The sequence below is a fragment of the Corynebacterium sp. CCM 9203 genome (assembly GCF_041357675.1).
Lineage (GTDB): Bacteria > Actinomycetota > Actinomycetes > Mycobacteriales > Mycobacteriaceae > Corynebacterium.
Genome location: NZ_JAUERY010000002.1, coordinates 644,645 through 671,425 on the forward strand (window position 1 = coordinate 644,645; position 26,781 = coordinate 671,425).

22 protein-coding genes are annotated in these 26,781 nt (G+C 60.4%); 10 read left to right on the forward strand and 12 right to left on the reverse strand.

From position 1 onward, the window contains the following. Positions 1-10: 10 nt before the first annotated feature. The 4 genes from QWU44_RS06340 to dnaA all read right to left on the reverse strand — a co-directional run bounded on the left by QWU44_RS06340 (position 11) and on the right by dnaA (position 5,490). Positions 11-571: a DciA family protein gene (locus QWU44_RS06340; protein ID WP_370914825.1), complete on the reverse strand. Its 561-nt coding sequence runs from the start codon at positions 569-571 to the stop codon at positions 11-13. Beyond that, a complete protein-coding gene (recF, locus tag QWU44_RS06345; protein WP_370914826.1) occupies positions 568-1,794 on the reverse strand; it encodes a DNA replication/repair protein RecF in 1,227 nt (408 codons plus the stop codon). The genes QWU44_RS06340 and recF overlap by 4 nt, the downstream gene beginning before the upstream one ends. 60 nt (positions 1,795-1,854) lie before the next feature. After that, on the reverse strand, positions 1,855-3,036 hold the full coding sequence (dnaN, locus tag QWU44_RS06350; RefSeq protein ID WP_370914827.1) for a DNA polymerase III subunit beta: 1,182 nt from the start codon (positions 3,034-3,036) through the stop codon (positions 1,855-1,857). A gap of 684 nt (positions 3,037-3,720) precedes the next feature. Next, entirely contained in the window at positions 3,721-5,490 is a 1,770-nt protein-coding gene (dnaA, locus tag QWU44_RS06355; RefSeq protein WP_370914828.1) for a chromosomal replication initiator protein DnaA, read from the reverse strand. Positions 5,491-6,483: 993 nt separating this feature from the next. Between dnaA and rpmH the strand changes: the two genes are divergently transcribed. From rpmH to QWU44_RS06395, 8 genes are all read left to right on the forward strand, one after another. Further along, positions 6,484-6,627 carry a 50S ribosomal protein L34 gene (gene rpmH / locus QWU44_RS06360; RefSeq protein WP_081761677.1) on the forward strand — a complete coding sequence of 48 codons (144 nt, stop codon included), beginning with the start codon at positions 6,484-6,486 and terminating at the stop codon, positions 6,625-6,627. Between the two features lie 26 nt (positions 6,628-6,653). Then, positions 6,654-7,019 carry a ribonuclease P protein component gene (gene rnpA / locus QWU44_RS06365; RefSeq protein WP_370914829.1) on the forward strand — a complete coding sequence of 122 codons (366 nt, stop codon included), beginning with the start codon at positions 6,654-6,656 and terminating at the stop codon, positions 7,017-7,019. A 67-nt stretch (positions 7,020-7,086) separates the two neighbouring features. Continuing rightward, a complete protein-coding gene (gene yidD / locus QWU44_RS06370; protein WP_370914924.1) occupies positions 7,087-7,368 on the forward strand; it encodes a membrane protein insertion efficiency factor YidD in 282 nt (93 codons plus the stop codon). 7 nt (positions 7,369-7,375) lie between these two features. Then, positions 7,376-8,518 (forward strand): membrane protein insertase YidC, encoded by a 1,143-nt coding sequence (gene yidC / locus QWU44_RS06375; RefSeq protein ID WP_370914830.1) that lies wholly within the window; start codon positions 7,376-7,378, stop codon positions 8,516-8,518. 117 nt (positions 8,519-8,635) lie between these two features. Continuing rightward, positions 8,636-9,316 carry a 16S rRNA (guanine(527)-N(7))-methyltransferase RsmG gene (gene rsmG / locus QWU44_RS06380; protein WP_370914831.1) on the forward strand — a complete coding sequence of 227 codons (681 nt, stop codon included), beginning with the start codon at positions 8,636-8,638 and terminating at the stop codon, positions 9,314-9,316. A gap of 191 nt (positions 9,317-9,507) precedes the next feature. Beyond that, positions 9,508-10,476: a ParA family protein gene (locus tag QWU44_RS06385; protein ID WP_370914832.1), complete on the forward strand. Its 969-nt coding sequence runs from the start codon at positions 9,508-9,510 to the stop codon at positions 10,474-10,476. 56 nt (positions 10,477-10,532) lie between these two features. After that, positions 10,533-11,621, forward strand: a complete 1,089-nt coding sequence (locus QWU44_RS06390) for a ParB/RepB/Spo0J family partition protein (RefSeq protein WP_370914833.1) — start codon at positions 10,533-10,535, stop codon at positions 11,619-11,621. 24 nt (positions 11,622-11,645) lie between these two features. Beyond that, positions 11,646-12,290, forward strand: a complete 645-nt coding sequence (locus tag QWU44_RS06395) for a hypothetical protein (RefSeq protein WP_370914834.1) — start codon at positions 11,646-11,648, stop codon at positions 12,288-12,290. An 89-nt stretch (positions 12,291-12,379) separates the two neighbouring features. On the opposite strand, the gene QWU44_RS06400 is transcribed toward QWU44_RS06395, so the two are convergent. From QWU44_RS06400 to QWU44_RS06430, 7 genes are all read right to left on the reverse strand, one after another. Next, positions 12,380-13,561: an N-acetylmuramoyl-L-alanine amidase gene (locus QWU44_RS06400; RefSeq protein WP_370914835.1), complete on the reverse strand. Its 1,182-nt coding sequence runs from the start codon at positions 13,559-13,561 to the stop codon at positions 12,380-12,382. Between the two features lie 114 nt (positions 13,562-13,675). Continuing rightward, the gene (gene trxA, locus QWU44_RS06405) at positions 13,676-14,020 is read right to left on the reverse strand and encodes a thioredoxin (RefSeq protein ID WP_370914925.1); all 345 of its coding nucleotides are present in this window, start codon (positions 14,018-14,020) and stop codon (positions 13,676-13,678) included. Positions 14,021-14,094: 74 nt separating this feature from the next. Next, positions 14,095-15,051: a thioredoxin-disulfide reductase gene (gene trxB / locus QWU44_RS06410; protein WP_370914836.1), complete on the reverse strand. Its 957-nt coding sequence runs from the start codon at positions 15,049-15,051 to the stop codon at positions 14,095-14,097. 93 nt (positions 15,052-15,144) lie between these two features. After that, the gene (locus tag QWU44_RS06415) at positions 15,145-15,849 is read right to left on the reverse strand and encodes an RNA polymerase sigma factor (protein WP_370914837.1); all 705 of its coding nucleotides are present in this window, start codon (positions 15,847-15,849) and stop codon (positions 15,145-15,147) included. A gap of 230 nt (positions 15,850-16,079) precedes the next feature. Next, positions 16,080-19,496, reverse strand: coding sequence for a murein biosynthesis integral membrane protein MurJ (locus QWU44_RS06420; RefSeq protein ID WP_370914926.1), 3,417 nt, complete (start codon positions 19,494-19,496; stop codon positions 16,080-16,082). Positions 19,497-19,685: 189 nt separating this feature from the next. After that, the gene (locus QWU44_RS06425; protein ID WP_370914838.1) at positions 19,686-22,457 is read right to left on the reverse strand and encodes a hypothetical protein; all 2,772 of its coding nucleotides are present in this window, start codon (positions 22,455-22,457) and stop codon (positions 19,686-19,688) included. Beyond that, a complete protein-coding gene (locus QWU44_RS06430; protein WP_370914839.1) occupies positions 22,454-23,449 on the reverse strand; it encodes an NUDIX hydrolase in 996 nt (331 codons plus the stop codon). The genes QWU44_RS06425 and QWU44_RS06430 overlap by 4 nt, the downstream gene beginning before the upstream one ends. Positions 23,450-23,646: 197 nt before the next feature. On the opposite strand from QWU44_RS06430, the gene QWU44_RS06435 reads away from it, so the two are divergent. Further along, entirely contained in the window at positions 23,647-25,110 is a 1,464-nt protein-coding gene (locus QWU44_RS06435; RefSeq protein ID WP_370914927.1) for a CCA tRNA nucleotidyltransferase, read from the forward strand. After that, on the forward strand, positions 25,107-25,712 hold the full coding sequence (locus tag QWU44_RS06440) for a YqgE/AlgH family protein (protein WP_370914840.1): 606 nt from the start codon (positions 25,107-25,109) through the stop codon (positions 25,710-25,712). Before QWU44_RS06435 ends, QWU44_RS06440 begins: the two co-directional genes overlap by 4 nt. An 85-nt stretch (positions 25,713-25,797) precedes the next feature. Here QWU44_RS06440 and QWU44_RS06445 read toward each other — a convergent pair whose 3' ends face one another. Continuing rightward, positions 25,798-26,778 (reverse strand): bile acid:sodium symporter family protein, encoded by a 981-nt coding sequence (locus QWU44_RS06445; RefSeq protein ID WP_370914841.1) that lies wholly within the window; start codon positions 26,776-26,778, stop codon positions 25,798-25,800. Between the last annotated feature and the right edge of the window lie 3 nt (positions 26,779-26,781).

A 26,781-nucleotide genomic window follows, 5' to 3' on the forward strand; every position in this document is an offset into this window, starting at 1 on the left:
CCACACAGAGTCATCCATAGGTATCCCTGGGGCCTCGCCCCTTCACATGGAGCGGTCCCTTCCGCCAACTCGGTTGAGAAGGACCGAAAATCTTCAGCTCCGACACCACATCAGGCCCAACTTTCTCAGCTATGACCTGCAGGATCCTTCGTTGCATCAGACGCAGGTTAGTTGCCCATGCTGTTGAGTCACAGGTGATGAACAACTGTTTATCCTTCAGCATCTGCACCTCACTGTGTTGAGCGATCCGATCCCCGACGAGTAGATTCCAGTTCGCCTTCACCCATCCTCCGGCCATTGAGCGCCCCCACCCCCGCCGCCGAATCTCACCGCCGAGGACTGATCCCACTGATTCCGTTGTTTCCAGCCGACGCAGCGCCCGTCCATCCGGTCCGGATGGACGACCGACCTTACGGACGGGGACGGATGAAATCTCAGTACCACGGAGGTCCCGGTTCCTACCGGACCCGCGTCCTCCGCTCGGGAGCCGTGATCCCCGCCTTCGTGCGACAGCACGTATGTGTTGGTAAGCAGCCGCAACGGAATCAGCCCGCTCCTCCGGGGTTGTCATGACTGTTCCCCTTGGTACGTCTCATCCCCGGTCCCTGCCGAGTCACCGGAAACCTGATCGAGGACCGAATACCTGCCGGAGCCATCCGTAACCATTGTGACCCGGTGAATCCGTGCTCCGGTGACATCAAGATTTTCGGGAAGATCATCATCGACAGCTGCGGTGATGAGAACCTGTTCTGCGGTCATGGCTATCTTCACCAGTGCCTTCCTCCGTGCAGCGTCAAGCTCCGCGAACACATCATCGAGTATCAGCACCGGATCAGTACCGTCATTTCGGAGCAGAGAGAACACTCCAAGCCGGAGTGCCAGGGCATAGGACCAGGTTTCCCCGTGACTAGCAAAGCCCCTCGCAGGTTCCTCTCCGAGCATGAGTTCCAGATCATCACGGTGTGGCCCCACGAGAGACATTCCCCGCTCTATCTCTCTGCTGCGGTTACGAGCCAGATCAGCGAGCATTGCCGCCTCCAGGACACTCGGATCCGTGCATCCGGAAGGCGCCGTTACGACACTATTACGGTAGTTGAGGCTCGGTAACCTCGATTCCGGTGCAATAATCCGATATGCCGTCACCACATGGTCAGACAGTTCCTCGACCAGAGAAATTCGGGCCGCCGTGAGTTGCCCGCCGTATAACGCAAGTTGCCCGTCCCAGGTGTCGAGTGTGCTCAGGGCAGCCGCTCCTTCATCACTGCCGTAGCCGCGACGCAGTGTCCCGGAGGTGGAACGAAGAAGCGCATTTCGTTGCCTGAGCACCTTGTCGTAATCCGCTCTGATTCCCGCAATCCGCGGATAACGCGTCGCCAGAATGTTGTCGAGATAGCGCCGCCGCTCGGCCGGCTCCCCCCTGACGAGTGCGATGTCCTCCGGTGCGAAAAGCACGGTCTTGACCACACCCAACAAGCCCCTGGGTGAGTCGAGTCTGGTGCGGTTCAGTTGTGCGAGATTACTACCCCGAGGCTTGATCAGCAGATGGGCTACAAGTTCTCTACCGTCGTTGACTGCCACCGCTGAGATCCGGGCATCCCGACTTCCGGATCTCACGAGCGGTGCATCATTGGAGACCCGGTGCGAAACAAGGTGAGCCAGATAACCGATAGCTTCAACGATATTAGTTTTACCGTGTCCGTTACTACCGACAAGAACCGTCACACCCGGACGCAGATCCAGTGAAAGTGAGCGCCACGAACGGAAATCCCGCAACGTCAGGGAACGGATGTGCACGCTTCGCCTCTCAGCCTCTCAAACGAATCACCTGACCAGCCTGAAATGGGCTCGGTTGAACTAGCCCGGAAGCCGAACCGGCATCAGGAGGTAGGTGAAGTCAGTTTCAGGTGTGGTGAAGGTTCCGTCCTCGTCGGCTTCCGGTAGTTCCGGGGGTTCCGGAATGAGGATCGCGGGCCGCGACGGATCCGTGAAACCGAAGACCACGCGTTCCGTACGCACGACCGAGAGGCCATCTTTAAGGTAACTGGCATTGAAGGCGGTCAGTAACGGTTCCCCGGTAAACGCACACTGGACGATCTCCTCTGCGTGCCCTGCGTCGGAACCGCCGGCGGAGAGAATGACCTGCCCCTCAGAGAATTCCATTCTGATCTGCGCGTTTCTGTCCGCTACCAGCGCGACACGACGAATGGCATCAATGAGTGAAGCTATCTCAACGCTCGCGAGAGCTTTGTGGGTTTTCGGGAGAAGTGGACGGAAGTTCGGGAACTGCGCATCCAGAAGTCTGGTGGTGGTGAGACGTGCGTCGGCGTGAACGCCGAATAAGCCCTCACTTCCGATCTCGGTACCCGAACCAACCGCAATTTCGATGTCTCCGTCAGAGCCATCCAGAGTCCGGGCATTCTCGAGGAGTGTTTTCGCCGGGATCAAGAGTTTTGCCGTTGCATCGGCATCCTTCGCGTTCCATCCAAGTGTGCGCACAGCCATCCGGAAGCGATCTGTTGCGACGAGCAGCAGTTCGGGACCATTGATTTCCATGTGAACACCCGTCAGCATCGGAAGCGTGTCATCCCTGCCTGCTGCTGTGGCCACCTGGGTCACGGCCTCTGTGAACAGTTTCGGATTAATCGTTCCGGTCGTCTCCGGCAGAGACGGCAGACGAGGGTAATCATCAAGGGGGATGCTCGGCAGTTCAAAACGAGATGAACCGCACCTGACCTGGACAATCGATCCGCTGAGCTCGATTTCAACGGGTTTATTGGGCAGGGTCGACGTGATATCAGCGATCAGCTTTCCGGCAACAGCTACCCGACCCGGATCAGAGACCTCCGCGGGGATCCGTACCTGAGTTGAAACCTCGTAGTCGTACCCGGCGAGTTCAAGGCCGTCATCGTCAGCGGTGATGAGCATTCCGCGAAGAACAGGTTGGGTGGGTTTGCTCGGAAGGCTCCGTGCGACCCAGGAAACGGCTCCGGCCAGGTCATCCTTGGACACCCTGAATGACACCGATTGTGACTCCATGCTTCGTGAAGCTCCTCAAGACGTGGTCGAACACTGCACCGCGGCACACGAACGTGAACCGGTGATTCACCGGGACGATGTTCACTACTGCCGGAGCGTTGTCACCGACCAGGTTCGACCGGGCTGGGACACCGCCTCATGTGATTACAAACCAACGTACCCGGCGAGCGGTCGAGGTGAAACCTGGAATCACAAACTCAGGTGATCCCAGGGCGTTGTGTCATTTCGGTGGGAAGCTCCGAAGCGCTGTTTACTCACACACCCTCTTTCTTCTTTAGATCTACCAAGGGAAAAGATGGGAGTAACAGTAAGTCCTGTGCAATCTGTGGATACGGGTCAATCAGCCGTGGTCATTTCGGCGAGTCGTGCTGTGGGTCCGGCTGTGGGATGGCTGTGGATAACTTTGGCTGGCTGTGGATAAAATCGTGGACTTGGTTTTCATCCACAGTTCATCCCCTATCAGGGGCGCTTTCTTCAACAGATCCTCAGCGGTTATCCACGGGATGGAGGGACGAGAAATTTCCTCATGGGTGTGTCGAGGATCACTAAATTACAAAGGTGAAATTACACAGATGTGGATAAGGATGTGGATAACCTGCGGTCATCGAAAATGGATCTGGGCGGAAATGAGAACAGGGGCTCCGTCTGTACTGGACGGAGCCCCTTGAGAGCCGAACCGGTGGATCAGGACCGGCCTCGGGTCTTGATCGTCCGAGTCAACTCCTGGATCTGGTCATAGGTGTCATGCTTTTCGGTCATTTCCTTGCGAATCTTCCGGTCCGCATACATGACCGTGGTGTGGTCTTTTCCTCCGAAACTCGCCCCGATCTTCGGAAGCGACAGATCGGTGAGTTCACGGCAGAGATACATTGCGAGCTGGCGTGCTCTGGCTATCGGCCGGGCTTTACCCGTACCGCACAACTCCTTAACACTGATGTTGAAGTAATCTGCTGTGACCTCGATGATTGTCGTTGCGGTAATCTCGACATCCGCTGCTTCCGGCATGATGTCCGACAACGCAGACATCGCGGTAGCCATATCGATGCTGGTCCCATTCAACGAGGAGAAGGCCGTCACTCGGATGAGCGCCCCCTCCAGTTCCCGGATGGAGGACTCGTATCGGGACGCGATCAGTTCCAGGACATCCCTCGCGACGACGGTTCCCTCGAGACCCGCCTTCTTTTCGAGGATCGCGATACGGGTTTCTAGGTCCGGTGGCTGTACATCGGTAATCAGACCGCCCTCGAATCGGGTCCGGAGCCTGTCGGTGAGTGTCGTCAACTGGCGGGGGGGACGGTCCGAGGAAAGAATGATCTGCTTGTCTGCCTGGTGAAGGGCGTTGAAGGTGTGGAAGAACTCCTCCTGGGTTCCCTCCTTACCTTCTAGGAACTGGATGTCATCCACCATGAGCACATCAAGGTTGCGGTATCGACGCTTGAATGATTCCTGGCGATCATCCCGGACGGAGTTGATGTAGTCGTTGGTGAATTCCTCACTCGATACGTACAGAACACGGAGATCGGGTTGAAGCTCCTGGGAGTAATGTCCGGCCGCGTGCAACAGATGGGTCTTACCGAGGCCGGAGCCTCCCCAGATGAACAAGGGATTGAATGCCTGAGCAGGAGATTCAGCCACCGCAATTGCCGCTGCCTGCGCGAATCTGTTCGATGATCCGGTGACGAAGGTATCGAACGTGTAGCGCTCGTTGAGGGACGCCGCCCGGTTTGGGTTCCGGGCGGTCTTTTCTCGTACGATCCTTTGTCCACTGTCCCTGGTGGGTTGGTTCCGGGAACGTTCCGTTGCTCTGGCGACGCTGGCGCGCCATCCTCCGCCGACAGGATAATCCGTGTCCCGGTGGGAACCCGGGTCGTGCGGTTCGTGATCGTTCGGGTAGTTCTCGCCGTCCTGTGGATGAGTGCTGGAGAACAGAGTGGGCGGGTCCGATTCACCGGATAATGAGTGCGGTGGCCTCTGGGTGGTGGGATATCTTCTAGCGGGTTGGCCACCGACAACCCTGTGGTGGGGACCCTGATCCTGGGCGTGTGAGGTACCTGGATGAATGGGTACCCCACTCACGGCACCCGGGTCGATGTGATCTGAAAGACGGTTCTGATCACAGGGTTCCGGAGTATGGGCTGACTCTTCAGATGAGTGTGGGTGGCTACCGAAAGACTCTGGCGCGACAGACACCGCGATTCCATGGGGGCTGCCGAGGATTTCCGAGAGGATCTGTTTGATTGGTTCCCCGAGATCCTTCTCGATCATGTTCTTTGCGATCAGATGAGGGGTCGTGAGTACCGCGAACCCGGGGACAAGAGCCACGATTCGGACCAGATGCAGGTTTGCTGACTGCATCCGGGTGAGTGGTGGGATTCCGGTTCCGGGTTCTCCGGCGAGGTCGGTGAGCCTTATCACCACCCTCTCCCAGATCTGCTGGGGTGAAGTATCCGTCACGGTAATCCTTCTCTACGTTATCTGTGGTTCAACCCTAACTACGGCAGCATGCGACTCCCCGAATGACCGCGCGGTTACCTGGCGGCACGGGGTGACGGAACCAGTGGATGCAGAATTATCATTCTCCACCGGTTTATCCACACTGCGATGTGATCGGTGTGCAGGATGTTCCACAGAGTTATCCACAGATGTGGATAACATCTTCTAGTTTCGTTCTCCACAGGGTACCGGAAAGCCTGTGGATAATTTCAACCGGCCGATCAAGTGTCCTGAACTGCGGGTATTCCGATAGTCCGGGATATTCTCAAGCTTTGGTTGAGAGTTATTCACAGCCCGAGAATCTCACAGCCTGTGGTTTTCTCACTGGTTCATTGTTACCTGTCCGGGCTGACCGGTGTCTAGACGGGTTAACTCGGAGCACTGCCCCCGGCGTGCCGGTGGCAGTGGCCTGCGGGCCATCTGCCCGCTGAAACCATCCTGAAACAGAAGTTGAAGCGGGGGATAATGACACAAATGTCATTCTGTCGTCACGTTTCTTTACCGGCGTGTCGATTTGTCGAACCATCAACCTGCACGTAATCTGGCCTAGTCTCAACGCATCACCCAGAGTGGACAACCATGTCCGGTCTGGCTCGGTGCGTATCACGCAGCAACGGCCGGTCGGCCGGTCGGCCGCGGGACGGACAACACCGGGTCTCCGGGTCCGTCGTGTTCCGACCGCTCCGCATTCCGCGCCACCGCTGTGTTGTATTCCGGGATACGCCTCGGCGAATGTCGCTATCCGCGACGTCGTCAATTGCGCCCCGGACAACAGAAAAATCATCCACCACAGGGTGAGATGCACAACTGGCGGCTGTTTCTCGGCGCCTGGTGAACGGTTTCCTCCGTGAACGTGCTGCTTCGGCACACGACACAGGTGTTTTCCGTAATCCGGGCATCTGGAGCATCCGCGGGTTGTCTGCTGATCATCCGTTAATTTTAGGAGTGTTCACCGTGGCTAAGGGCAAGCGGACGTTCCAGCCGAACAACCGTCGTCGCGCACGCGTGCACGGCTTCCGTACTCGTATGCGCACCCGTGCCGGTCGCGCCATCGTATCGGCTCGCCGTCGCAAGGGCCGTGCTTCCCTGACCGCTTAATCAGCGGTCTGGGTTCGCAGGTTCAGGTGTTACCGAAACAGCATCGGCTCTCCGCCCCGTCCGATTTCAGTCGGACGATCAAAGGCGGGCGCAGAGCCGGATCGAGGACGGTCATCGTGCACCTGCGTCACGCGCAGTCCAAAACAGAGATCGCCCGTCAGGGTGGTCCCCGTTTTGGGCTCATCGTATCCAAAGCCGTCGGGAATGCGGTGATTCGTCACCGTACCTCTCGACGGCTTAGGTATGTCTGCGGTGCGTTGGCTCGGGAACTCGACAACGATTGTGATGTCGTCATCCGGGCACTACCGCGTGCAGGGGATGCTTCCGGGAGTGAACTCGAACGAGACGTGCGTAAGGCACTGGGAAAGCTCCGGGAACGCAATCGTGAGTGACCGGACCGGGCGATGTCTGCGTTGTGGTTCGCTGACAGAACGGGCGACGTCCCGGGGCGCTCCGTCCATAGGTTCTCGGGTGGCCTTGGCCGGGATCCGTTTCTACCAAAACTACATATCACCCCTTAAGATGGGGTCCACCTGCCGTTTCGAGCCGACCTGCAGCGCCTACGCTCTTCATGTCGTCAGAACGCGGGGCGCGGTCATCGGTATCATGCTCACGCTCGTGCGGTTGTCCAAGTGCGGACCCTGGCATCCGGGCGGTTATGACCCGGCGCCGAAACCGCGGCGACCGAGAAGTCATATCGGCTGCCCGTACTGCACACCCACCACCACCAAGGAGTCCTGACTCAAAAGTGCTTGATTTCGTCTACTGGCCCATTTCGGCCATCCTCTGGTTCTGGCACAAGGTCTTCAGTGTCCCCTTCGGATCAGGATCTGGTATTTCCTGGGTCTTGGCCATCGTTTTCCTTACCTTCACGATCCGTGTTCTCCTGGTTAAACCCATGCTGAACCAGATGCGTTCGTCGATGAAGATGCAGGCTCTGCAGCCTCAGTTGGCTGAAGTCAAGGAACGCTGGAAAGGCGATCAGACCAAAATCATGGAGGAGACCCGGCGCATCAACAAGGAGGCCGGTGTCAACCCGATCGCAGGATGTCTGCCGATTCTCGTTCAGATGCCGGTGTTCTTTGGTCTGTTCCACGTTCTCCGTTCCTTCAACCGGACAGGGTCCGGTCCCGGTCAGCTCGGACTCTCCATCGAGCAGAACCGTGAACTTGCGAACTACATCTTCTCTCCCACCGATGTCCAGTCTTTCCTGGACGCGCGGCTTTTCGGTGTTCCGATCTCGTCCTACATCAGTATGCCTGCGGACATGTACCAGGCATTCCAACCGATCGACTTCACCCGGGTGAACATCACCCTCGTCGCGGTCCCGTTGATCATCCTGACGGCGGTGGCAACGCACTTCAATGCGAAGATGTCGATCACCCGGCAACGGGAGCGGATTGCGAGCGGCAAGCAGAAGGCCATGGGCAATGCCCAGATGCAGTCGCAGATGGAAATGATGAACAAGATGATGGTTTGGTTCTTCCCGGCCATGATCGTTTTTACAGGTGTCTTCTGGCACATCGGCCTGCTCTGCTACATGGGTTCCAACAACATCTGGACCTTTTTCCAGCAGCGCTGGATCTTCGCGAAGTTGGATCGTGAGGAGGCCGCTGAGGAAGAGGCGAAGAAGGAAGCGAAGCGGGCTACTGCTCCGAAGCCCGGTATCCGTCCCGATAATCCTAAGAAGGCGCCCAAAAAGAAACGTCGTGGTTCAGTGGGTTCCGGAAATCTGAGTATCGATCGGGTCGTCAGTGATGGCTCAGTTCCGGATGCCTCTCCGTCAGATGAGATCCCTGAATCTGTTGTCGAGGAGACCCCGGACTCCTCCGCGGGGCAGTCTTCCATCACTCCGAACAAGAAGCGCAAGAAGCGTAAGAAGCGCAATTAGACGCTATCCGCGTTCCTGCCGAAGAGCGCCCCCGGGAAGTTGAATCCGGGGGCGCTCTTTCTGTTTTCGGAACATCCGCGACTGTCTGACTGTGGCGCGGGGCGATGGCATGGAATGATGTTTCACGTGAAACCACCAGTAGAGACCGATCAAGAAAAACCGACCCCTCCCCCGGCTGCGGCGGACGCTGTTTTTGGTGCGAACCTCCACAAAGCGATCGCTTACCACCGTTCACTTGCCACTGACGGTGCTGTCCGTGGTTTCATCGGCCCCCGCGAAGTACCTCGATTGTGGGAACGGCACATCCTGAATTGTGCGGTACTCGGTGAGGTGATTCCGGATGAGGAGGGATTACGGATCGCGGATATCGGTTCGGGGGCCGGGCTACCGGGCATTCCTCTCGCACTCGCCCGCCCAGATCTCCGCATCACCCTCATAGAGCCGCTTCTCAAACGTTCCACCTATCTCACCGAGGTCGTTCGGGATCTGGCTTTGGAGAATGTCACCGTGGTTCGGGGACGTGCCGAAGAGAAGGCCGTGCGGGACAAGGTCGGACGGTTCAGCGTTGTCACCTCCCGGGCGGTCGCTCCGCTCGGGAAACTAGCTAGTTGGTCACTTCCGCTGGTGGCGCGCGGTGGCGAAATGATGGCGCTGAAGGGGGCCTCGGTCAGGGAAGAGCTCGAGCGCGACGTGCGGGAGATTACCCGAGCAGGTGGTGGCAGGGCACGGATCATCACCGTTGGGGAGGGTAGGGTCAGTGAGCCTGCCACAGTGATCGTCATTCCTCGACGGAGATGACGCGATCTCCGGGTAAGTCGTCTGTCGGCCCGGTGGATCGGGTATTCGTGAGACACTAGTGTTGAACTAATGGCGGTGGAAGCCGACAGTTCTGCGGTCATGAGAGCGAGAGCCTGTCTTCGGGTACCGGGGCGCGGGATCCTGCACTCATGACCTGTGATTTCTGGCGATGAAAAGGGGAAACGACGTCCATGGACGACAACTTCTGGGACGACACACCGATTGCTGCGGCAGCCCAACGTGCCGCAAAGGTGAAGACCCCCAACGCTTTTTCACTTCCCCGGCCGGATAAGCCGAGGATATTCACCGTTGCGAATCAAAAGGGCGGCGTGGGTAAGACCACGACGTCGGTGAATCTCGCGGCGGGACTGGCGCTCTGTGGCCTCAAGGTGCTGGTTGTCGATCTCGACCCGCAGGGGAACGCATCAACCGCTCTCGGTGTTGAACACCGGGGTGAGGGAATCCTCTCGAGCTATGAAGTTCTACTCGGTGACTGCACGCCCTTGGACGCCATGCAGACCTCAACCGCCCACGAGAATCTCAAGTGCATTCCCGCAACAATTGATCTGGCGGGATCTGAGATCGAGCTGGTTTCCATGGTGCGGCGTGAGTATCGGCTCGCGGATGCGTTGAATGACACGTTTATCGCGGAGCAGGGTTTCGACTATGTCTTCATCGATTGCCCGCCCTCACTCGGGCTCCTCACAATCAATGCGATGACTGCAGCACGGGAGGTGCTGATCCCGATTCAGTGTGAGTACTACGCACTCGAAGGGGTTGGTCAGCTCCTCAACAACATCACGATGATCCGGGATTACCTCAACCGGGATCTCCACATTTCCACGATCATACTCACCATGTTTGACGCCCGGACGAAACTGGCAGAGCAGGTGACGGAGGAGGTGCGATCCCACTTCGGGGATATCGTCCTTCGGTCTGTCATACCTCGTTCCGTAAAGGTTTCAGAGGCTCCGGGGTACGGGCAGACGGTACTCGCCTATGATCCGGGTTCTCGGGGTGCGATGGCGTATCTCGATGCCGCCAAGGAGATCGCCACCCGTGGAGATTTCCCCGTAACCGCTGAATCCGGTGCAGTGGGAGTCGCACCGGAAACACACAGCGGTGGAGACGACGATGCCGATGGTGCAGCTCACCGGTGACCGGTCCGTCGAGAGAACATAAGTCACTCCCCCAGCAGAAAGGTTCCGAACACACCATGGCACAACAATCCCGCAAGGGAGAGACCCGTCGCGGCGGTCTGGGGCGTGGACTGGCCGCACTCATTCCGGATGGAACCTCCCCGGCACGGCCCCGTCTGGGGGACGGAGCGGCAAACATTCTCATGGGCGAACGGCCTAACACCCGGGGTGTCGCAGAGGGCGGACCCGGATTCCCCGGCCCGAGACAGGCTACCGGGGAGACGGCGGGGCCGCTGCGGACCAAGGGGAACAAAGGGCCGACACCCGCCTCCGGAACTCCGGACACCGGTTCTTCGGTGGGCGCCGTCTATCGTGAGCTTCCGGTCACGCAGATCATGCCCAACCCGCACCAGCCTCGGACGGTCTTCGACGAGGAGGCCCTGGAAGAGCTCGTCCACTCGATACGCGAGTTCGGTCTCATGCAGCCTATCGTCGTTCGGCGGGCACCCGATGATGGTGGCTGGGAGATCATCATGGGTGAGCGCCGGTGGCGCGCGGCAACCCGTGCTGGTCTCACGGAGATCCCCGCTATCGTGCGTGACACCGATGATGGTTCAATGCTCCGTGACGCACTCCTCGAGAACATTCATCGTGTTCAGCTCAACCCGCTGGAGGAGGCGGCCGCATACCAGCAGCTCCTCGAAGAGTTCGGTGTCACCCAGGCCCAACTCGCAGAACGTATCGGTCGATCACGCCCGGTGATCACGAACATGATCCGGCTACTGGGGCTTCCGGTTCCCGTCCAGCGTAAGGTGGCTGCCGGAGTGCTTTCCGCCGGGCACGCCCGCGCACTTCTCGGATTGAAGACCGGGGCAGATGGACAGGCTGCGCTCTCAGACCGGATCGTCGCCGAAGGACTCTCAGTACGTGCCACCGAGGAAGCGGTGACACTTCTGAATCGAGGGGATGCTGTTCCCGAACGGAAACCGAAGGAGAAGCCCGCGCCCCCGGAATTCGCCGTGCATGCCGCAGACAGCCTCGCGAACCGGTTGGATACCCGGGTCACTGTGAGTGTCGGCAAGCGGAAAGGCAAGATCATGGTTGAGTTCGGTGACCGCGAAGATCTTGAACGAATCATGGGCCTTCTCCGGGCCAGGCCCGAGTAGTGCAACGAAACCGGAGACCGGGCCATGATTCCTTCGTTGTACGCGGTGACACCCAGCACCGTTTGTTTCATGCATCCTGGTGCGCGGACGAGTGTGTTCTGGGAACTGGATCCTGAAACAGCCTCGGAAGTCCTGGCCTCGGGGGCGGCTGCTCTGGAGAAAGAAGCCTGGATCAACAGGATTCTCGTGGAACGGGGTGGCTGCGGCTACAACATCGGTACGGTCGAGGAACCGGAGGCGATTGCGAGTGTCCTCTACTGTGCACCTGTTGACGCCTCCGGCGTTGTCCAGTTACCGACAGGGCCGGTGTCACCTGACGCCGTGTTGTTGAGTTCCCTGTTCATCGATGACCGTTTCCGTGGCCTTGCTCTGGAGTCTGTACTTGTCACCGCAGTCATCATCGAACTGACCCGTCGGGGGGTCCGGGCGGTGGAGGCGTTCGCCGTGCGTGACCGTGCACCGGATTCGGCGGAAGATGATCCGTCCAGGGAGATCGCGGAACATGCGTCTGAGATCGGACTGCTGAGCTTCGACATCCTGAGCGCGGCAGGTTTTGAGGTCGTCGCAGATCACGATCTTCTGCCTCGGCTCAGACTGTCGCTGTCCGGTTGTGACCGGAAACAGATAGCTGCGGCGGCGGATCTTCCGTTGGTGATGATCCCGGGTTGATGAGGTGCGAAACGCTACTTCCCGGTGGCACGCATGGTGGAACAAAGCCTCGGCGAGTCGCCGACCCGCCGAGGCTCATCCATGAGAGGTCAGAAAAGTTCTGACTCGAGAATGTCGCTGAACTTGTGCGTACCGGTCGCCTGATTGTCCTTGTCCATGAGATACAGGCGTTTGACCGCGATAACGATTGATTCAGCTATGATGTCGCGCTTGGATGCGTCAGTGAGTATCGAGACATCGTGCGCGTTGGAGAGGTATCCGGCGACGAACTCGACACACGTCATTTCACTGAGCCGGAGAAGATCCCAGGTACGGGCATGGTTTCCACAATTGATCAGAGCTGTTCGGGTACTGATCTCCCGTTGGATGAGGCCGGACAGTTTCTCACCCATCAATGATGAGGAACCGTGTGGCGAACCGAAATAGAACGAGGCACAGCCTGATGCCTTCCCATTCGGGTAATGATCCAACTGGAGACACAGCATGAGGTCCGCACCGAATGCGTTCGCGATGTTTGCACGCTGATCGTGGCTCGGATCATCCATACGAGGTCGCGAGATAATGGTCTCCATGCCGGCGGCCACCATCCGGCCCTCCAGGCGGGTGGCGAGATCCCAGAGGATCTCCTCCTCGGTGATGTCACCGAACCGCCCATGGACGGTTCGGCCCTTGTTGGCACCGCCGAGACCAGGATCGATGACAACTCGTTTACCGGTCAACTTTGGCCCCGCGAGGCGAACCTGTTCCCGTTCGAGGATCGCGTGGGGGGAACCACCAGTGATCGGCCGACCGAGATAGCTCAAGGCCCGGATCGTTTTCGGACCGCAGATCCCGTCGTTTTCGAGACCATAGTTCAACTGGTAGTTCGCGACCGCATTGTACGTCGCCTGTCCGTAGTGGCCATCGACTCTGTCCGTGTAGAAACCCAGTTCAAGTAGCTGTTGCTGAAGCTGGTACACGTCATCACCAACGAGGACATTGTTCGGGTAGAAAGCAAGTACACGGGCACCGAGGGTGTAGGTCGCCTCGCGGAGCTCGCGGAGCGTTGATTCACCGATTTCTCCGGAGGCGATGATGCCGCGGGACTGCTGGAACGCCTGGACGGCGAGAGCCAGATCGGCATCATAGAGAGCATCTTTCTCCTCGAAGCGTTCGGAGTCCTTCCCGCTGACGTCTCCTGCGTAGCCAGGGATCAGACCGAGCCGGGCCAGGGTGGAGCGCACCTCTGCGACCCGGGGGCTCCAGTCGCCCACCCGCAGTTTGTCTGCCACGTTATCTTCGTCCTTTGTCCTACGGTTTCAGGTCCTCCATGCACATCTCCGGTGGAACCGGCGAGCACAAGTCCGACTATTGCTGCTGTCGGTGGCTTCAAGCCAGATTACCAGTTAAATCAGAGCTTCTAGCCGGGACACGATTTCATGCCGGGGCCGCGGGCCACTGAACTCGGCGACCTTCTCACCGCCACTGAAAAACATGAGGGTCGGGATGGACATGATCTGGAAGCGGGCGCCGAGGGCGCGTTCAGCCTCGACATCGACCTTGGCTATGACGGCGCGTTCACCCATCTCCTCGGCGACCTGGTCGATGACCGGAGCCAGTTTTTTGCACGGGCCACACCACTCAGCCCAAAAGTCCACCAGGACGGGCCTGTCGGAGTTGAGGACGATCTCCTCGAAGGTGCTCTCTGTGACATTCACGGGATTACTCATGTTTTTCCTCCGCTGATTGATGTGATTGATGATGGAACGGTCATCGGCGCTGGACCGCCTCCCCGACACTACGCCGGGACAACGTCTTCCTCGCTTTATGGGTTCCCGGGTGACAGCGCGGGAGCGGAAGCCAGGAAATGCTCGGCGTCGATGGCAGCCCGGCAGCCGGAACCGGCGGCGGTGACCGCCTGCTGGTAGTGGCTGTCCACCAGATCACCACAGGCAAAGACCCCCGGGATACTCGTGCGGCTGGAGGGCTGCTCGACGGACACATAACCGGCTGGATCGCAGTCGACCTGGCCCTCCAGCATTCCGGAACGGGGGTCGAGGCCGATTGCAACGAACATTGCTGTCACATCGAGACGCGAGCTTTCACCGGTCACGGTGTCCTCAAGTGTGAGACCTACGACCTTCTGTTCACCCTCGACCCGCGTCACCACCTTGTTGGTGAGGAAGCGGATCTTCTCGTTAGCGCGGGCACGCTCCTCCATGATCACCGAGGCCCGGAATTGCTCCCTACGGTGCACGATAGTCACAGAGCTGGCGAATCGAGTGAGAAACAGTGCCTCCTCCATCGCGGAATCGCCGCCACCGATGACCGCGATGTCCTGGTCGCGGAAGAAGAAACCGTCACAGGTGGCGCATGAACTGACGCCACGCCCCAGTAGCTCCTGTTCCCCGGGAACTCCGAGGTAGCGGGGGGCTGCGCCCATCGCCAGAATCACGGTTCGGGCGGCGTACTCCTCATCGTCGACCCACACCTTCTTGATGTCACCGATGAGGTCCAGCTTGTCGACGAGTTCCTGACGTAGATCTGCACCGAAGCGTTCAGCCTGCGTGCGCATCTGCTCCATGAGCTCCGGGCCCATGATTCCCGCGGCGAAGCCGGGGTAGTTCTCCACCTCAGTCGTGGTCATCAGAGATCCGCCGTACTCGATCCCCTCGAAGACAAGAGGCTTGAGTTCAGCACGTGCGGCGTAGATCGCCGCAGTGTAACCGGCTGGGCCGGATCCGATGATGATGACGTCGTGGATTGATGGGCTGTTCGTCATGGGGATCCTCGCGGGGTCGTTCGGGGTCGAAGGGTGTACCGGCGTCGATTGTAGGCGTGCCGGAGGTTGCCGCGGTCGGGATCCCCGTCGTGGTCACTGTCCCGGTTCCGTGAGTAGTTCCTTTAGCGTCGCTCTTGCACGTGATCGGCGGGACTTCACCGTTCCCGGTCTGATCTTCATGATGTCCGCGACTTCATCCACCGGGAGATCCACTAAATCAACGAGAATGATTGTTTGCCGTTGATCCTCGGGAAGATGTTCAAGTGCCTCCCGGAGAGTCAGTTCGAGGTCGATCTGGCTGTAGGGTTCCTCGGTGCCCAGCAGCCGGTGTATTGCCTCGGTGGCATCGAGCGTGATGCACTCCTTGCGGATAAAACCCTTGCCGAGATGGTCATACCCCGAATTGATCACCAGCCGGTGCAGCCACGTCGTGAGGGCTGCATCCCCACGGAACTTGACCAGGTGACGGCTTGCCCGGAGCAGTGCATCCTGGACGATGTCATCGGCCTCATCATCTGAACGGGCGTAACGGCGGGCAACCCGCCACAGGCGGGCCCGATGTCTGCGGACAATCTCTGCGAAAGCACTGTCGTCACCGTCGATGTAGGAGTCGACGAGAGCACCGTCCGGAGCTGTACGGTGTGTGCGAACACCGGGTCTGGTGCGGCGGCGCGGCAGCACCATTTGATCGGCCCCAGAGATGGACCCTTGCCCCGGCATTTGGTCGAGACACGGCGACACGTCTGTCGATGCGGAGGAGACAGGAACGGGGGTGTCCCGGGCATCGGTATTCCCCATGTAACCAACCACTCTCCTAGTCCTGCTGCTTGTCGGCGTGTACCGCCGTAAGTGCATGGCAGAGGTGGTCCAGGGATCAGAGGCTCCCCAATGGATCCGTCGATCCCCGTACCGGCGGTGGCACCGATTATCCCAGTAGGGCTTCACAAATGCTAGACCCCGGAAGGAAAGAAACCTTCCGGGGGTAGCAATGATGCGTTTTTGGGGGTGTTTGGTGATGCCAGGTGATTCTAGGGGGCGTCTCCGGTCATCTGGGTAGCGGACACCGGTACACCGCGCACCACGATCTCCGATATGTCAGCGGCCTCGGGCATCGGAAGTTCCGTCACCCACACGAGGATCCGGGTGAAACTCTGCCGAACTGGGGTTTTGTCCTCTGTGTCTATGACGTTCAGGCCCCCGTCCAGCCTTCCTTCCCCAAGGGGGATCGCCTGGTCGAGAGAACCGAAATCTTTTTCCGGAGCACCGTAGATACGGACAAACGTGCCTGGGCGCTCCGCGGAAATACGCACATCCTCGATGTGGGCTGCAGTGGAGAGATCAAGCAACAGTCCGACCCCCGTTTTTAGACCCGCCGGTGGGACGGCGAATTGTTGGAGGTATCTATCGGTATGCCAACCGGTCGAAGGGTCACCGTCGACAGCGAAGGCCGCAAGTTCCGGATTATCCTCGCTACCGGGTATCACAGGTGCAGGTTCCCATTCGTAGGCGCCGGACACGGGAATGTCGGTGACCTCCGTGGAGCGTAGAGCGTCCCGTGCCGCCGACGGAGCGACGGACGCGATGGAGTCACTGTTCACCGGAGATTCAGCCCGGTCACCGCCCAGGATGGAGGCGAGATACAACGCGGCAACCGCAACACTGATGACGAGGATGACCGACATTGCCGCGATGACCGCGATCATCCGACCTGAGTATTCGGCGCTACCGAAACCCGACTTGATGGCCGGTTTCGGTGTCCGTTCATCCTCCACGACCACCCGTGGGGCCGAATCATCATCGGACAGTCCCACATTGCGGAGGCGCACCGCCAGATCAGCGGCGGTGGGTTGCCGAACATCACTCGCACCTGAACGACCTGCGATCCGGGCCTCTTCCGATAACCCGGTGATCGCCGGTGGGCCATCTCTACCTACCAGCAGCGCAAGACCGGAACCGATACTGTCGAGATCCTCTGCGATCGTGGCATTGGGCAGGACGGCCGGGAACGCGAGCACAGCCCGCCCCGAGGTGTCGATCCGGATACGGGAACGGTGCTCAATTCCGAGAGGTTGATCTTCCGCGTGTGCCGCTGCGGCGGCGTCAGCCAGGTAACTCACGGCGAGGGCGGCCGCACGGGGATCGACCTCCCCTTCCGCGACACTGGCCAGAGATGACCCGGGAACCCAGTCAGCGACGACGAGGCACCCGGACCGGTACGACGACACCGTGATACCACGGGCGATTCCAGTGCTTCCCAGCCTACTCAGGAGGCGGGTCCGGCGAGCCACCTCACGTGCGTCCGCCGCTGCCTCGATCACGTTCGCCGGGGCCGTAGGTACCTGGCCGGTGGTGTCCACGAACACCAGGGCGACCTCCCGCCCGGTGGCAACTTCCCGCGCCTGCCAGAACCGTGCCCCGGGGACACTGCCATGGTCTGCGAGCAGACGGTAGTTGCCGTCGGAGACGGGAGCACCGGGAACCAGCCGTGGCCCACGGACCACGCCCGCCGACATCGGCGGCGGTACCGGGGAAGCATTGAAGGGCTCGACGGTCAGGATCTGCGAGGAGATTTCCTCCGGTGTCGCCTTCTCCACACCGTCATCATTGCGGGCACCAGCGGTGATGAACCGACGCAGGACCGGTATCCGGCCCAGCAGACCACCCATTGAGCGGACCTCGGGTAGGCCGGAACGAGACAGTACAAGTCCCGTGACGATGAGGAACACGATGCCCGCGATACCGCAACGGAAGAAGAAACCGATACTGCCCAAGGCGTCGAAAAGCGCCGCCGCGAGGTGCACGATCGCCATGTCCAACGCGAGTGCGACGGCGGCACCGATTATTGAAGAACCCAGCGCCCACAGGCTGGAGCGCAGGATCGACAGCCCGTTGAGGGACCCCAATTTACGGTGCAGCAGGAATGCGCCGATAACCGCACCCGCCGCGAAACCGAACCCGTTCGCCGCGCCGAGCAGGATGACCACCCGGGACGGGGACGTCGCCACCAGAGGGGCCAGAAGACTCAACAGGACCTTCGTCCCCGTGATGCCGGCGATGATGAAGGTCGGGGTCCATGCCTGTTCGCGGGCGTAGAACACCCGAAGATGCAGGAGCACCAGGGCGTACGGGAGGAGCGTGAACGCGGAGAAACTCAGTGTCCAGCCGAGGATATCCGCCGAGTTGCGGCTGAACAGACCGTAGGCGAACAGGGCATTGGCGATCTGCGTGCCGAACGCGGTGAAAAAGACGATCACGGGAATCATCGCAACGAACGTGAGTTTCGTCGCCAGCGTGAGATCACGGACAACAGCGGCATCGTCACCGTCGGCGGCGTTGCGGCTTAGCCGGGGCATGATCGCCGTCAGCAGGGTGACCCCGATGATGCCATAGGGAACCTGCAGGAGCAGCCATGCCTGCTGATAGATCAGCGGTGCGGAATCACTGGACGCGGATGCGATCCGGGTGACGATGATGTAACCAGCCTGGGAGATGGCGACGTACACGATGATCGCCATCGCCATGCCGCCGAACTGCTTGAGCCGGTCATCTATGCCCCATAGAGGCCGGAGATCGATACCCGCATCCCGTAGTGGCTTCACCATGATGAGGGCCTGGATCACCACACCGAACGTGGTGCCTAGGCCGAGCAGAAGCACATGGGGATCGGTCAGTGAGACCTGCTGATCCGGGGTCAACCCCCCGGGCAGCATCCAGTAAAGCGCGAGGACCACCAGGACGACGACGTTGTTCGCCACCGGTGCCCAAGCCCCCGGTTTGAACACCCCCTTGGTATTCAGGACCGCCATGAAGAGGGAGAAGACGCCGTAGAAGAAAATCTGCGGTAGGAGCAGATAGGCAAATGCGGAGGCTTGCGAGAGGTTGACCTCACCGTCCCGGCCCAGCGTCAGTGTCGCCAACAGTCCGGCGGTACCGACGGAAAGAACCGTCACCACGGTCAGTAGCGTCACAGACAGGGTGAACAGCCGACGGATGAAGGCCGCACCGTTATCCGGATCCTCCTTCTCCGCCCGGACGAGGACGGGCACAACAAGGGACGTCAGAACCGCGCCGAGGACGATCTCGGTGATCAGGTTCGGGAGCGTGTTCGCCGTATTGAACGCCGATCCGACCGCAGTACCCATCGTCGCGCCGATCGCTGCGTTCCGGAGGAATCCCGTGATCCGGCTGATGAGGGTGGCGATGGCCATGGACCCGGTGGAACGCACGACCTCCGAGTCGGTTGCCTTCCGCCCCGTTTGTGGGACGGAATCAGACAGCGCCTCGGGCCGATGCGGAGCCGGTCGCGGTTCACGCGTATCGGTCACCCTACCGGTCCCCACAGCGTTGGGTGCCAGCGTGAGGCGGGAAAGATCCACCACCGGCTGCCGGGTGCTGGTGATCGGACGACTTACGGGGACCGGAGCAGGCGGAGATGGCGGGACGATCCGGCTACGTTGGCCGGCGGGGGCACGGTGTCTGGCTCCGTCCCGGGCTACTTCTCGGTCGGACTGGTCGGAATCATCTGAATTCACAATCTCCATTGTCTAACAGGATCGTGTGAAAGGAGGTAAACGGGCGCTGTGGGGCGCGGCGTCACGGTGATAACGAACCGTTGTTCGTGCCTTGCGTGGTCGTCATACCTGGGGCTGTTGCCCACCGGCATCGACGGAGGGGCTGCGGTGGTTGGCGCCCGGCTGCGGGGGAATCTCCTGATCCTGTAAGCCGTGACCGGTACCGGAACGGCGGAAACAGCGGATGATCTTCGTCTGGATAAGCCGGGCGACGAGGGCTATGAACAGTAGGAATATGAGGAATTTCCCGATCATACCGAAGAACAGACCCTGGGTCCGGATGGTGATCTCCACTGGATCACTGATGACGGAGCCTTGTGAGTCGGACAAGCGGAGTAGCAGATTGACCTTGTCGGGTTCCGTCGGTAGATCCGCCGTCATCTGGGTCGTGATTGAGCCTTTGGCCGGGATCCAGAGTTGGTCGGGAACGTGGACCATGCTGCCGGGAGGTCCCTGGTAGCTGATGCGGGCGTCAACAGGTAGAGGTAGACCGTTGCGCGCCACGATCAGTAACGGCGATGACTGAGACACCCGGGTGTAGACGTAACCCGGCGGCAGCAGCGACACCGAGGACTGGAGCTGCTCAAGCATCTCCCGGTTGAGGGTAAAAAGCCGATCTGCATGGATCACCGCGGCTGTGTGTTCTTCCGCGTTCCGTCGACCGAGGACGGTGAGCCCGCGGAGCAGATCGAGCAGTAGTGGTCGGGTGAATTCGTAGCGCGTCACCGCGATCTGGGGATCATTCACCATCAACTGGGTGAGGTCGTTGATGTAGTTCGCCTGTTGGGTGGCGGCCAGTACCTCGGAGGTCGACGGCACTGAGGGATCCGGGTACGGGGCACCGAACCCCGCCCCTTCCCGGGGGCCGTTCAGCTCCCGCACCGCTGCATCGAGCGCCGTTGTCGTTGCAGTATCCGGTGTCGTCGCCTCATGCAGTGACTGCGGACGTGCCCGCCCGGTGGACAACAGTTCATCGACAACATCGAGAAGCTTGGCGCCGTTCGTGGCGGTTGCGGGGCTAGCCGGGGGCACGATGATCACGGGATCAGTGGATTTCCCCTGCTGTCGTGAATTCACCCTGGAGGCATCGACCGTGAGTCGCACGGCGGCGGAACTCGTGGTTAGGCGGGCGTGGACGGAGTCCAGAGCCGGATCATACCGGGTCTCCGGGTTGCTGTACCCGACTGTCAGGGGTTCCGTTCCTGTCGTGGCGAGAGTGGCAGCCAGTGACCCCTGGTACGTTACCCCGGTGATCCCCTGGCGCAGTCCCACGAACCTGCCCTCGGACGGGGCGGCCCACACACTGTTGTCTGTCACGAGAACCCGGACAGCAGTGTTCATCGGAGGCAGTTCCTCTTGTGGCTGCGGATCAGGGATGGTGGGATCCTCAAGGGATGCGGTGTCGGTCGTGTGGTGAACCGTCGGGAGGCCATTCCGCTGCCTGTATTCCCAGGCGGCCTCCGGGTCCACCATCTCATCAGGACCAGTGGTATCGGCCAAGGGAAGCCAGTCGGCGGTGGATTCCGTCACGTAACCGGACAACGGGATCACCAGGTTCTGCTCTGGTTCCGTCTCCAGAATATCTGCCAGTACGGAGGAACCCCGCGCGACCGCTTCACGCAGCAGCCACTGGTTACCTGTTCTGGTGACGGCGTTGATGTCGGTTCCTGCCCAGGGCAATGCCACTGTACAACCCTGGTTCGCTGCGGTACGAAGACGTGACAGCCATTCCTCGGCGGCCTCAGCACCCGTTCCGGGGTGTCCGGAGGTGGCCCTGTTTCCATCATCCCGCCGTCGGCTTTCCCGGAGTCGCCGGGTACCGGAGACCGGACTCAACCGGTTATCCGTGACGGTGTAGCCATCCCGCATTCTGTCCACGACCACGAGCAGTTGGGGGTCGATGGCGAGACAGGTCGCACCCCTCAGCGCGGAACCTTCGTCTCCCGCGGTGGCATCCAGATACACGTCGAGGAGCTGATCGAGGCGCCCGCCCTCACGTAATTGAGCGGCGAGATCATCGTTTTCAAGCAGCAGCGGAGCCGACTTCGGTGCCTCCCCCGTCTCACCCGGTACGAGACCGGTCCGGGCGGTAAGGGGCCACAGCACGGTCACTCCGGGAGCCTCGGGTAGGACTCCGTCATCTCTGTTCCTGCTGTGTAATTCACCCGTTACCGGATCGCTGACGGGGAGGAGGAAACGCTCGGACGTCAGGTAACTGACGATGCCTTCTCCCAGGCGCCCATTCAGGTTGACCATCATCGGATAGACCCCGGGGGTATCGATGTCCAGGCCGTTCTTCGACCCCGGAGAGGTATCCAGGGGCAGGTTCACGGTCACCGATTCCCCCGGATCGAGTGCCCCGGGCGCGTCGATGAAGGGACCCGTGTAACCGTAAGTTGACTGCTCCCCCGTCAATGAAAGTCTGGCGGTTGCGGCATCCCTCACCGCCTCACCACGCTGCAGACGAAGTGAGAGTTCCCCCACGACTTCGTCCGAAGTGTTGGTTACACGTACTTCCACCATCCGTTCGGTGCCCAGCGGCACCTCGTCCAAGGGGGACGTGAGTTCCACCACGACACCGCTGTCTGCGTCAGTCTTCCGGATGGAGGAATTCCTCCACTCAGCATCACCGGACACGCCCGCGGATGCGCCGGGGACTGTTCGATTCTGGGCCGATGCGATCATCACGGAACCCGATGTTCCGCCGACAACGGTGGTGGTGAGAACTGCGATGAGTGCCGCACCGGTCAAGCGGTGGGCCCACCGTCCGCGGTATCGCCGGGGGACGGAAATGGAACGGGTGACCGGAACCCGGAGAAAATCAGACGATATCACCGCGGAGTCCTTCTTCCCTCCGACTTTTCCCGCCGCGCAAGTTCGGGGAGCATGTCGTGGGCGCACCGCGCCAGTTTGCGTTCATCCGCGTAAGCGAGCCGTTCGATGAGCTCACTGGCTGGAACCCAGGTCACCTCGGTGACCTCGGGGTCCTCATCATTGAGGTCACCGTCGATATAGCGCAGGAGGTGATGGTGCACTGTTTTGTGGATACGGACGCCTTCCGACACGAACCAGTAATCGATGACCCCGAGCTCGGAGAAGACCTCACCGGAGATTCCGGTTTCCTCCCAGACCTCACGCTCTGCTGTCGTGGCGCGACTCTCTCCAGGTTCGACGTGGCCTTTGGGCATCGACCAGAGCAGTCGACCCCGCCGGTCCAGCCGACCGATCAATGCGACATAGATCCTGTCGAGGTCGACGGTACCGTCACCACGCACGGCCTCCGCTAACCCGGATACGACGAGCCCACCGGCTGACGTTTCATCATTCGTCTGCATCCGTGGACGTTGAGCGTGGGCCCGAGGAGGGTTGACCGGTCGGTTACGCCGAGAACTCTTACGGTTACGGGCTGTGGAATCCCGGCGACGCCCACCGCGCTCGGTGGTCTCGGCCCCCCGTGCCGGAGTCCGCTCCTGATGCTGCGGTCTCGCGGAACCGGATTCATCTGATCTGTTCGGAGCGGAGGCAGGGGTTTTTCCTCCGCGGCTGCGCCGACGACGGCGGGAACGTTGACGGGTCGGCGCCGCGGGCTGTCCGTCTCCTCGGGGTCCTGCGTTCCCGGACAAGTCTGCGGAATCGGAGGCATCGGATGATGAACCGTTCGTGGTTCTGCATGAAGTGGTGGATTTTGTTCCAGTTCCACCGGCACCCGTGGTACTGGTGTTATCCGTCTCTTTCTGGCGACCCTGGCCACGCGAGCGACGTCGCCGACGACCGCGTCGGCGACGTCCTGGCTGCTTCTCGGCGTGCTGCCGCTCGCTGTCGCTCATATCCGTTGATCGTAACCCGCCGGACAGCGGCGTGGTATTTCGACGCGCTGTTACCCACTCCCGCGTGTGTACGGGGCTATCCGGGTTTTTCCGCCTTTCCGGGGGGTGCCACACCGACAGGTAGACTCAACGGGGTGAAAAATGAGGCAGCAACAGGACACTCCGACACCTGTACCGGTGAGGGTAACAGCGTTGGAATCGGCGCTGAATCTGCGCTCGTGAGGGCAGAGAAGGCGATCAACGAACTGGCGCCCGTACTGCAACCCCTCGCAGAGCGGTTCGCCCGTCGCGACGTACCTCTCTACCTCGTCGGTGGCTCGGTCCGGGATGCTCTGCTCGGCCGCCTCGGCACTGACCTGGACTTCACCACACCCGCACGACCCGGTCTCGTCCGGGAGATCCTGGACAGTTACACGGACACGGTCTGGGACACCGGGATCGACTTCGGGACGCTCTCCGCGGAGAAGGACGGACAGCAGATCGAGATCACCACATTCCGATCTGACACCTATGACGGGCAGAGCCGCAATCCCGAGGTGAGCTACGGAGACACCCTCGAGGGCGATCTGATCCGGCGTGATTTCAGAGTTAACGCGATGGCCGTTGAACTGCTCCCCGACGGTGGCCTCCGCTTCCATGACCCCGTGGGTGGTCTCGCCGATCTCGCGACAGCTACCCTCGACACTCCGGCGACGCCGGAGCAGAGTTTCAATGATGACCCACTACGTATGCTGCGTGCCGCCAGATTCGTGTCCCAACTCGATTTCCGTCCCTCTGCGAGGGTACATGAGGCGATGACCGCCATGGCAGGTCAGATCAACCGGATTACGGTCGAAAGAGTCCGGGCTGAACTCGACAAGATGATGCTGGGTGCTGTCCCCTGGTTGGGCATAGACCTCATGGTTGACACCGGGATCGCGGACGTGATCTTCCCGGAGATACCGGCCCTCCGGCTGATGCAGGACGAACACCGCCAGCACAAGGACGTCTACGCCCATTCGCTCCAGGTGTTGCGCCAGGTGATCGACAAAGAGCAGGACGGGCCGGATCTCGTACTCCGGTGGTCCGCGTTGCTGCACGACATCGGTAAACCGGACACCCGGGCCTTCAATGATGACGGTGCGGTCACTTTCCACCAGCACGAGGTCGTAGGGGCTAAGCTCGCGCGGCGTCGGCTCCGCGCCCTGAAATACCCGAAGCACATCATTAACGAGATCAATCAGCTCGTCTTCCTCCACATGCGTTTCCACGGCTACGGGGAGGGACGCTGGTCCGATTCCGCGGTCCGCCGATACGTCACAGATGCCGGTGATCAGCTCCCGCGCCTGCACAAGCTCGTGCGCGCGGACGTCACCACCCGGAACCGGCGTAAGGCGGAACGTCTGGCCCGGACGTACGATCACCTTGAGGAGAGGATCGCCGAGATCGCTGAGAAGGAAGATCTCGCCCGCGTCCGACCGGACCTAGATGGCAACGAGATCATGCGGCTCCTCGAGATCTCCCCTGGCCCGGAGGTCGGGCAGGCGTGGTCATTCTTGAAGGAGCTACGGCTGGAACGTGGTCCCCTCGACCACGATGAGGCGGTCGAGGCCCTGCTCGCCTGGTGGCGTACGGAGAAGGATGATGTGACGGTACCGAACACAACGGAGGACCAACGATGAGTGATCTTTTCGGTGACAGACTGTTCAACGCACTGGAACGCACCGACCCTGCCCCCGGAATGCTCCTCGTCGCGGCCCCGGGTTTGGTGGCCGGGGAATTCACCAGGAGTGTGGTTTTCGTCATCGAGCATGGGGACACGGGTACATTCGGCGTCAATCTCGTGGCGCGCAGTGAACTCTCCGTCGATGAGGTCATGCCGGAATGGCTCGGGATCACGGTGAAACCGAAGGCTCTGTACGTCGGTGGACCACTGTCCCGCGATACGGTTCTCTGCGTCGGTGTGGTCCGGAACGGGGTGGACCCGACTGGGCATCCTCAGTTGACGCGGTGCGCCAACCGGATCGTCTATGTCAATGGATCAGCGGATCCGGTGGAACTGGCCACTCACCTTGATGGTGTCAGACTGTTTGCCGGATATGCGGAATGGGGCCCCGGTCAGCTCGAGGCGGAGATCGCGCGGGGTGACTGGTATATCGCCCCGGCCCTCCCCGGGGATATTCTCGCGCCAGGGCCAGTCGATCTCTGGAGTGACGTGATGCGTCGTCAACCAGCTCCGCTTCCGGCTTTTGCCACGTTCCCGGTGGATCCGAGGGATAACTGACCGAAACGGGGCGATGTACCGGATGTTTCACGTGAAACCTGCCGTGTAGCCGTGCCTAGAACGGGGATCACGCCCCTTCAGGTGTTTACGTGCTTGGCTGAACCTCGGGGTTCCCGTGGGCGTACCGTGAGGCCAACGCAGCACACATCATCAACTGAATCTGGTGGAAGATCATCAGCGGAAGAATGAGCAGACCTAGTTCTCCACTCCCGAAGATGACCGCAGCCATAGGTAATCCGGTGGCGAGGGACTTCTTGGTCCCACAGAACTGGATGGCGAGAGTGTCCGCTTGATTGAATCTGAGTCGTTGAGCAGAGAAACGTGTGAACCAAAGCATGAAAGCGACCAGCACAATCGAGAACACGACGAGCCCCAGAAGGTCCAGTGGCGTCACCCTCGACCAGATACCCTCCACCATTCCCGCGGAGAACGCAGAGTAGACGACCATGGTGATGGAACCGCGATCGACGATCTTCGTCGCGGAGCGGGAGACAATCGACTTGATCCACGGCCGTGTAAGTTGTCCCGCAAAGAAGGGAAAGAGAAGCTGGATGGCGATGTCGATAAAGACCTGACTGCTGACGGTGACGTGTCCCCCCTGGCTCATCAACAACATCACCAGCACCGGAGTGAGCACCACTCCGAGCAGGTTCGATGCTGATGCACTGATGATGGCCCCTGCAACGTTCCCCCGTGCGATCGAGGTGAATGCTACCGAGGATTGCACTGTCGACGGGACCAGCGTCAGATAGATGACCCCCAGGAACAGCCCCGTCGGGAATAAGCGCTCGAGGGGTATGAGAGCCACTCCGATCAGTGGGAAAACCACGTAGGTGAATGCGAGGATGGCGACGTGCAACCGCCAGTGCCGGAGACCGGCGAGTGCCTCGGCCGTTGATAGGCGTGCACCGTAGACGAAGAACAGCAGGGCGATAGCTACTTTCGTTGCCATGGAGAATAGCGTCGCCGCTTCTCCCCGAACAGGTAGGAGCACGGCGAGAAGAACGGCGAGAAGGATAAGAATGATCAGCGGGTCTACCCGTGGACGTCTGATACGACTGAACATGGT

Bases quoted from the DNA above. Each gene is read 5' to 3' on its own strand.
- QWU44_RS06340 (WP_370914825.1), bottom strand. From the start codon at position 571: ATGACAACCCCGGAGGAGCGGGCTGATTCCGTTGCGGCTGCTTACCAA.
- dnaN (WP_370914827.1), bottom strand. From the start codon at position 3,036: ATGGAGTCACAATCGGTGTCATTCAGGGTGTCCAAGGATGACCTGGCC.
- rsmG (WP_370914831.1), top strand. From the start codon at position 8,636: ATGTTTCACGTGAAACCACCAGTAGAGACCGATCAAGAAAAACCGACC.
- QWU44_RS06385 (WP_370914832.1), top strand. From the start codon at position 9,508: ATGGACGACAACTTCTGGGACGACACACCGATTGCTGCGGCAGCCCAA.
- QWU44_RS06390 (WP_370914833.1), top strand. From the start codon at position 10,533: ATGGCACAACAATCCCGCAAGGGAGAGACCCGTCGCGGCGGTCTGGGG.
- QWU44_RS06395 (WP_370914834.1), top strand. From the start codon at position 11,646: ATGATTCCTTCGTTGTACGCGGTGACACCCAGCACCGTTTGTTTCATG.
- trxB (WP_370914836.1), bottom strand. From the start codon at position 15,051: ATGACGAACAGCCCATCAATCCACGACGTCATCATCATCGGATCCGGC.
- QWU44_RS06415 (WP_370914837.1), bottom strand. From the start codon at position 15,849: ATGGGGAATACCGATGCCCGGGACACCCCCGTTCCTGTCTCCTCCGCA.
- QWU44_RS06430 (WP_370914839.1), bottom strand. From the start codon at position 23,449: ATGAGCGACAGCGAGCGGCAGCACGCCGAGAAGCAGCCAGGACGTCGC.
- QWU44_RS06440 (WP_370914840.1), top strand. From the start codon at position 25,107: ATGAGTGATCTTTTCGGTGACAGACTGTTCAACGCACTGGAACGCACC.
- QWU44_RS06445 (WP_370914841.1), bottom strand. From the start codon at position 26,778: ATGTTCAGTCGTATCAGACGTCCACGGGTAGACCCGCTGATCATTCTT.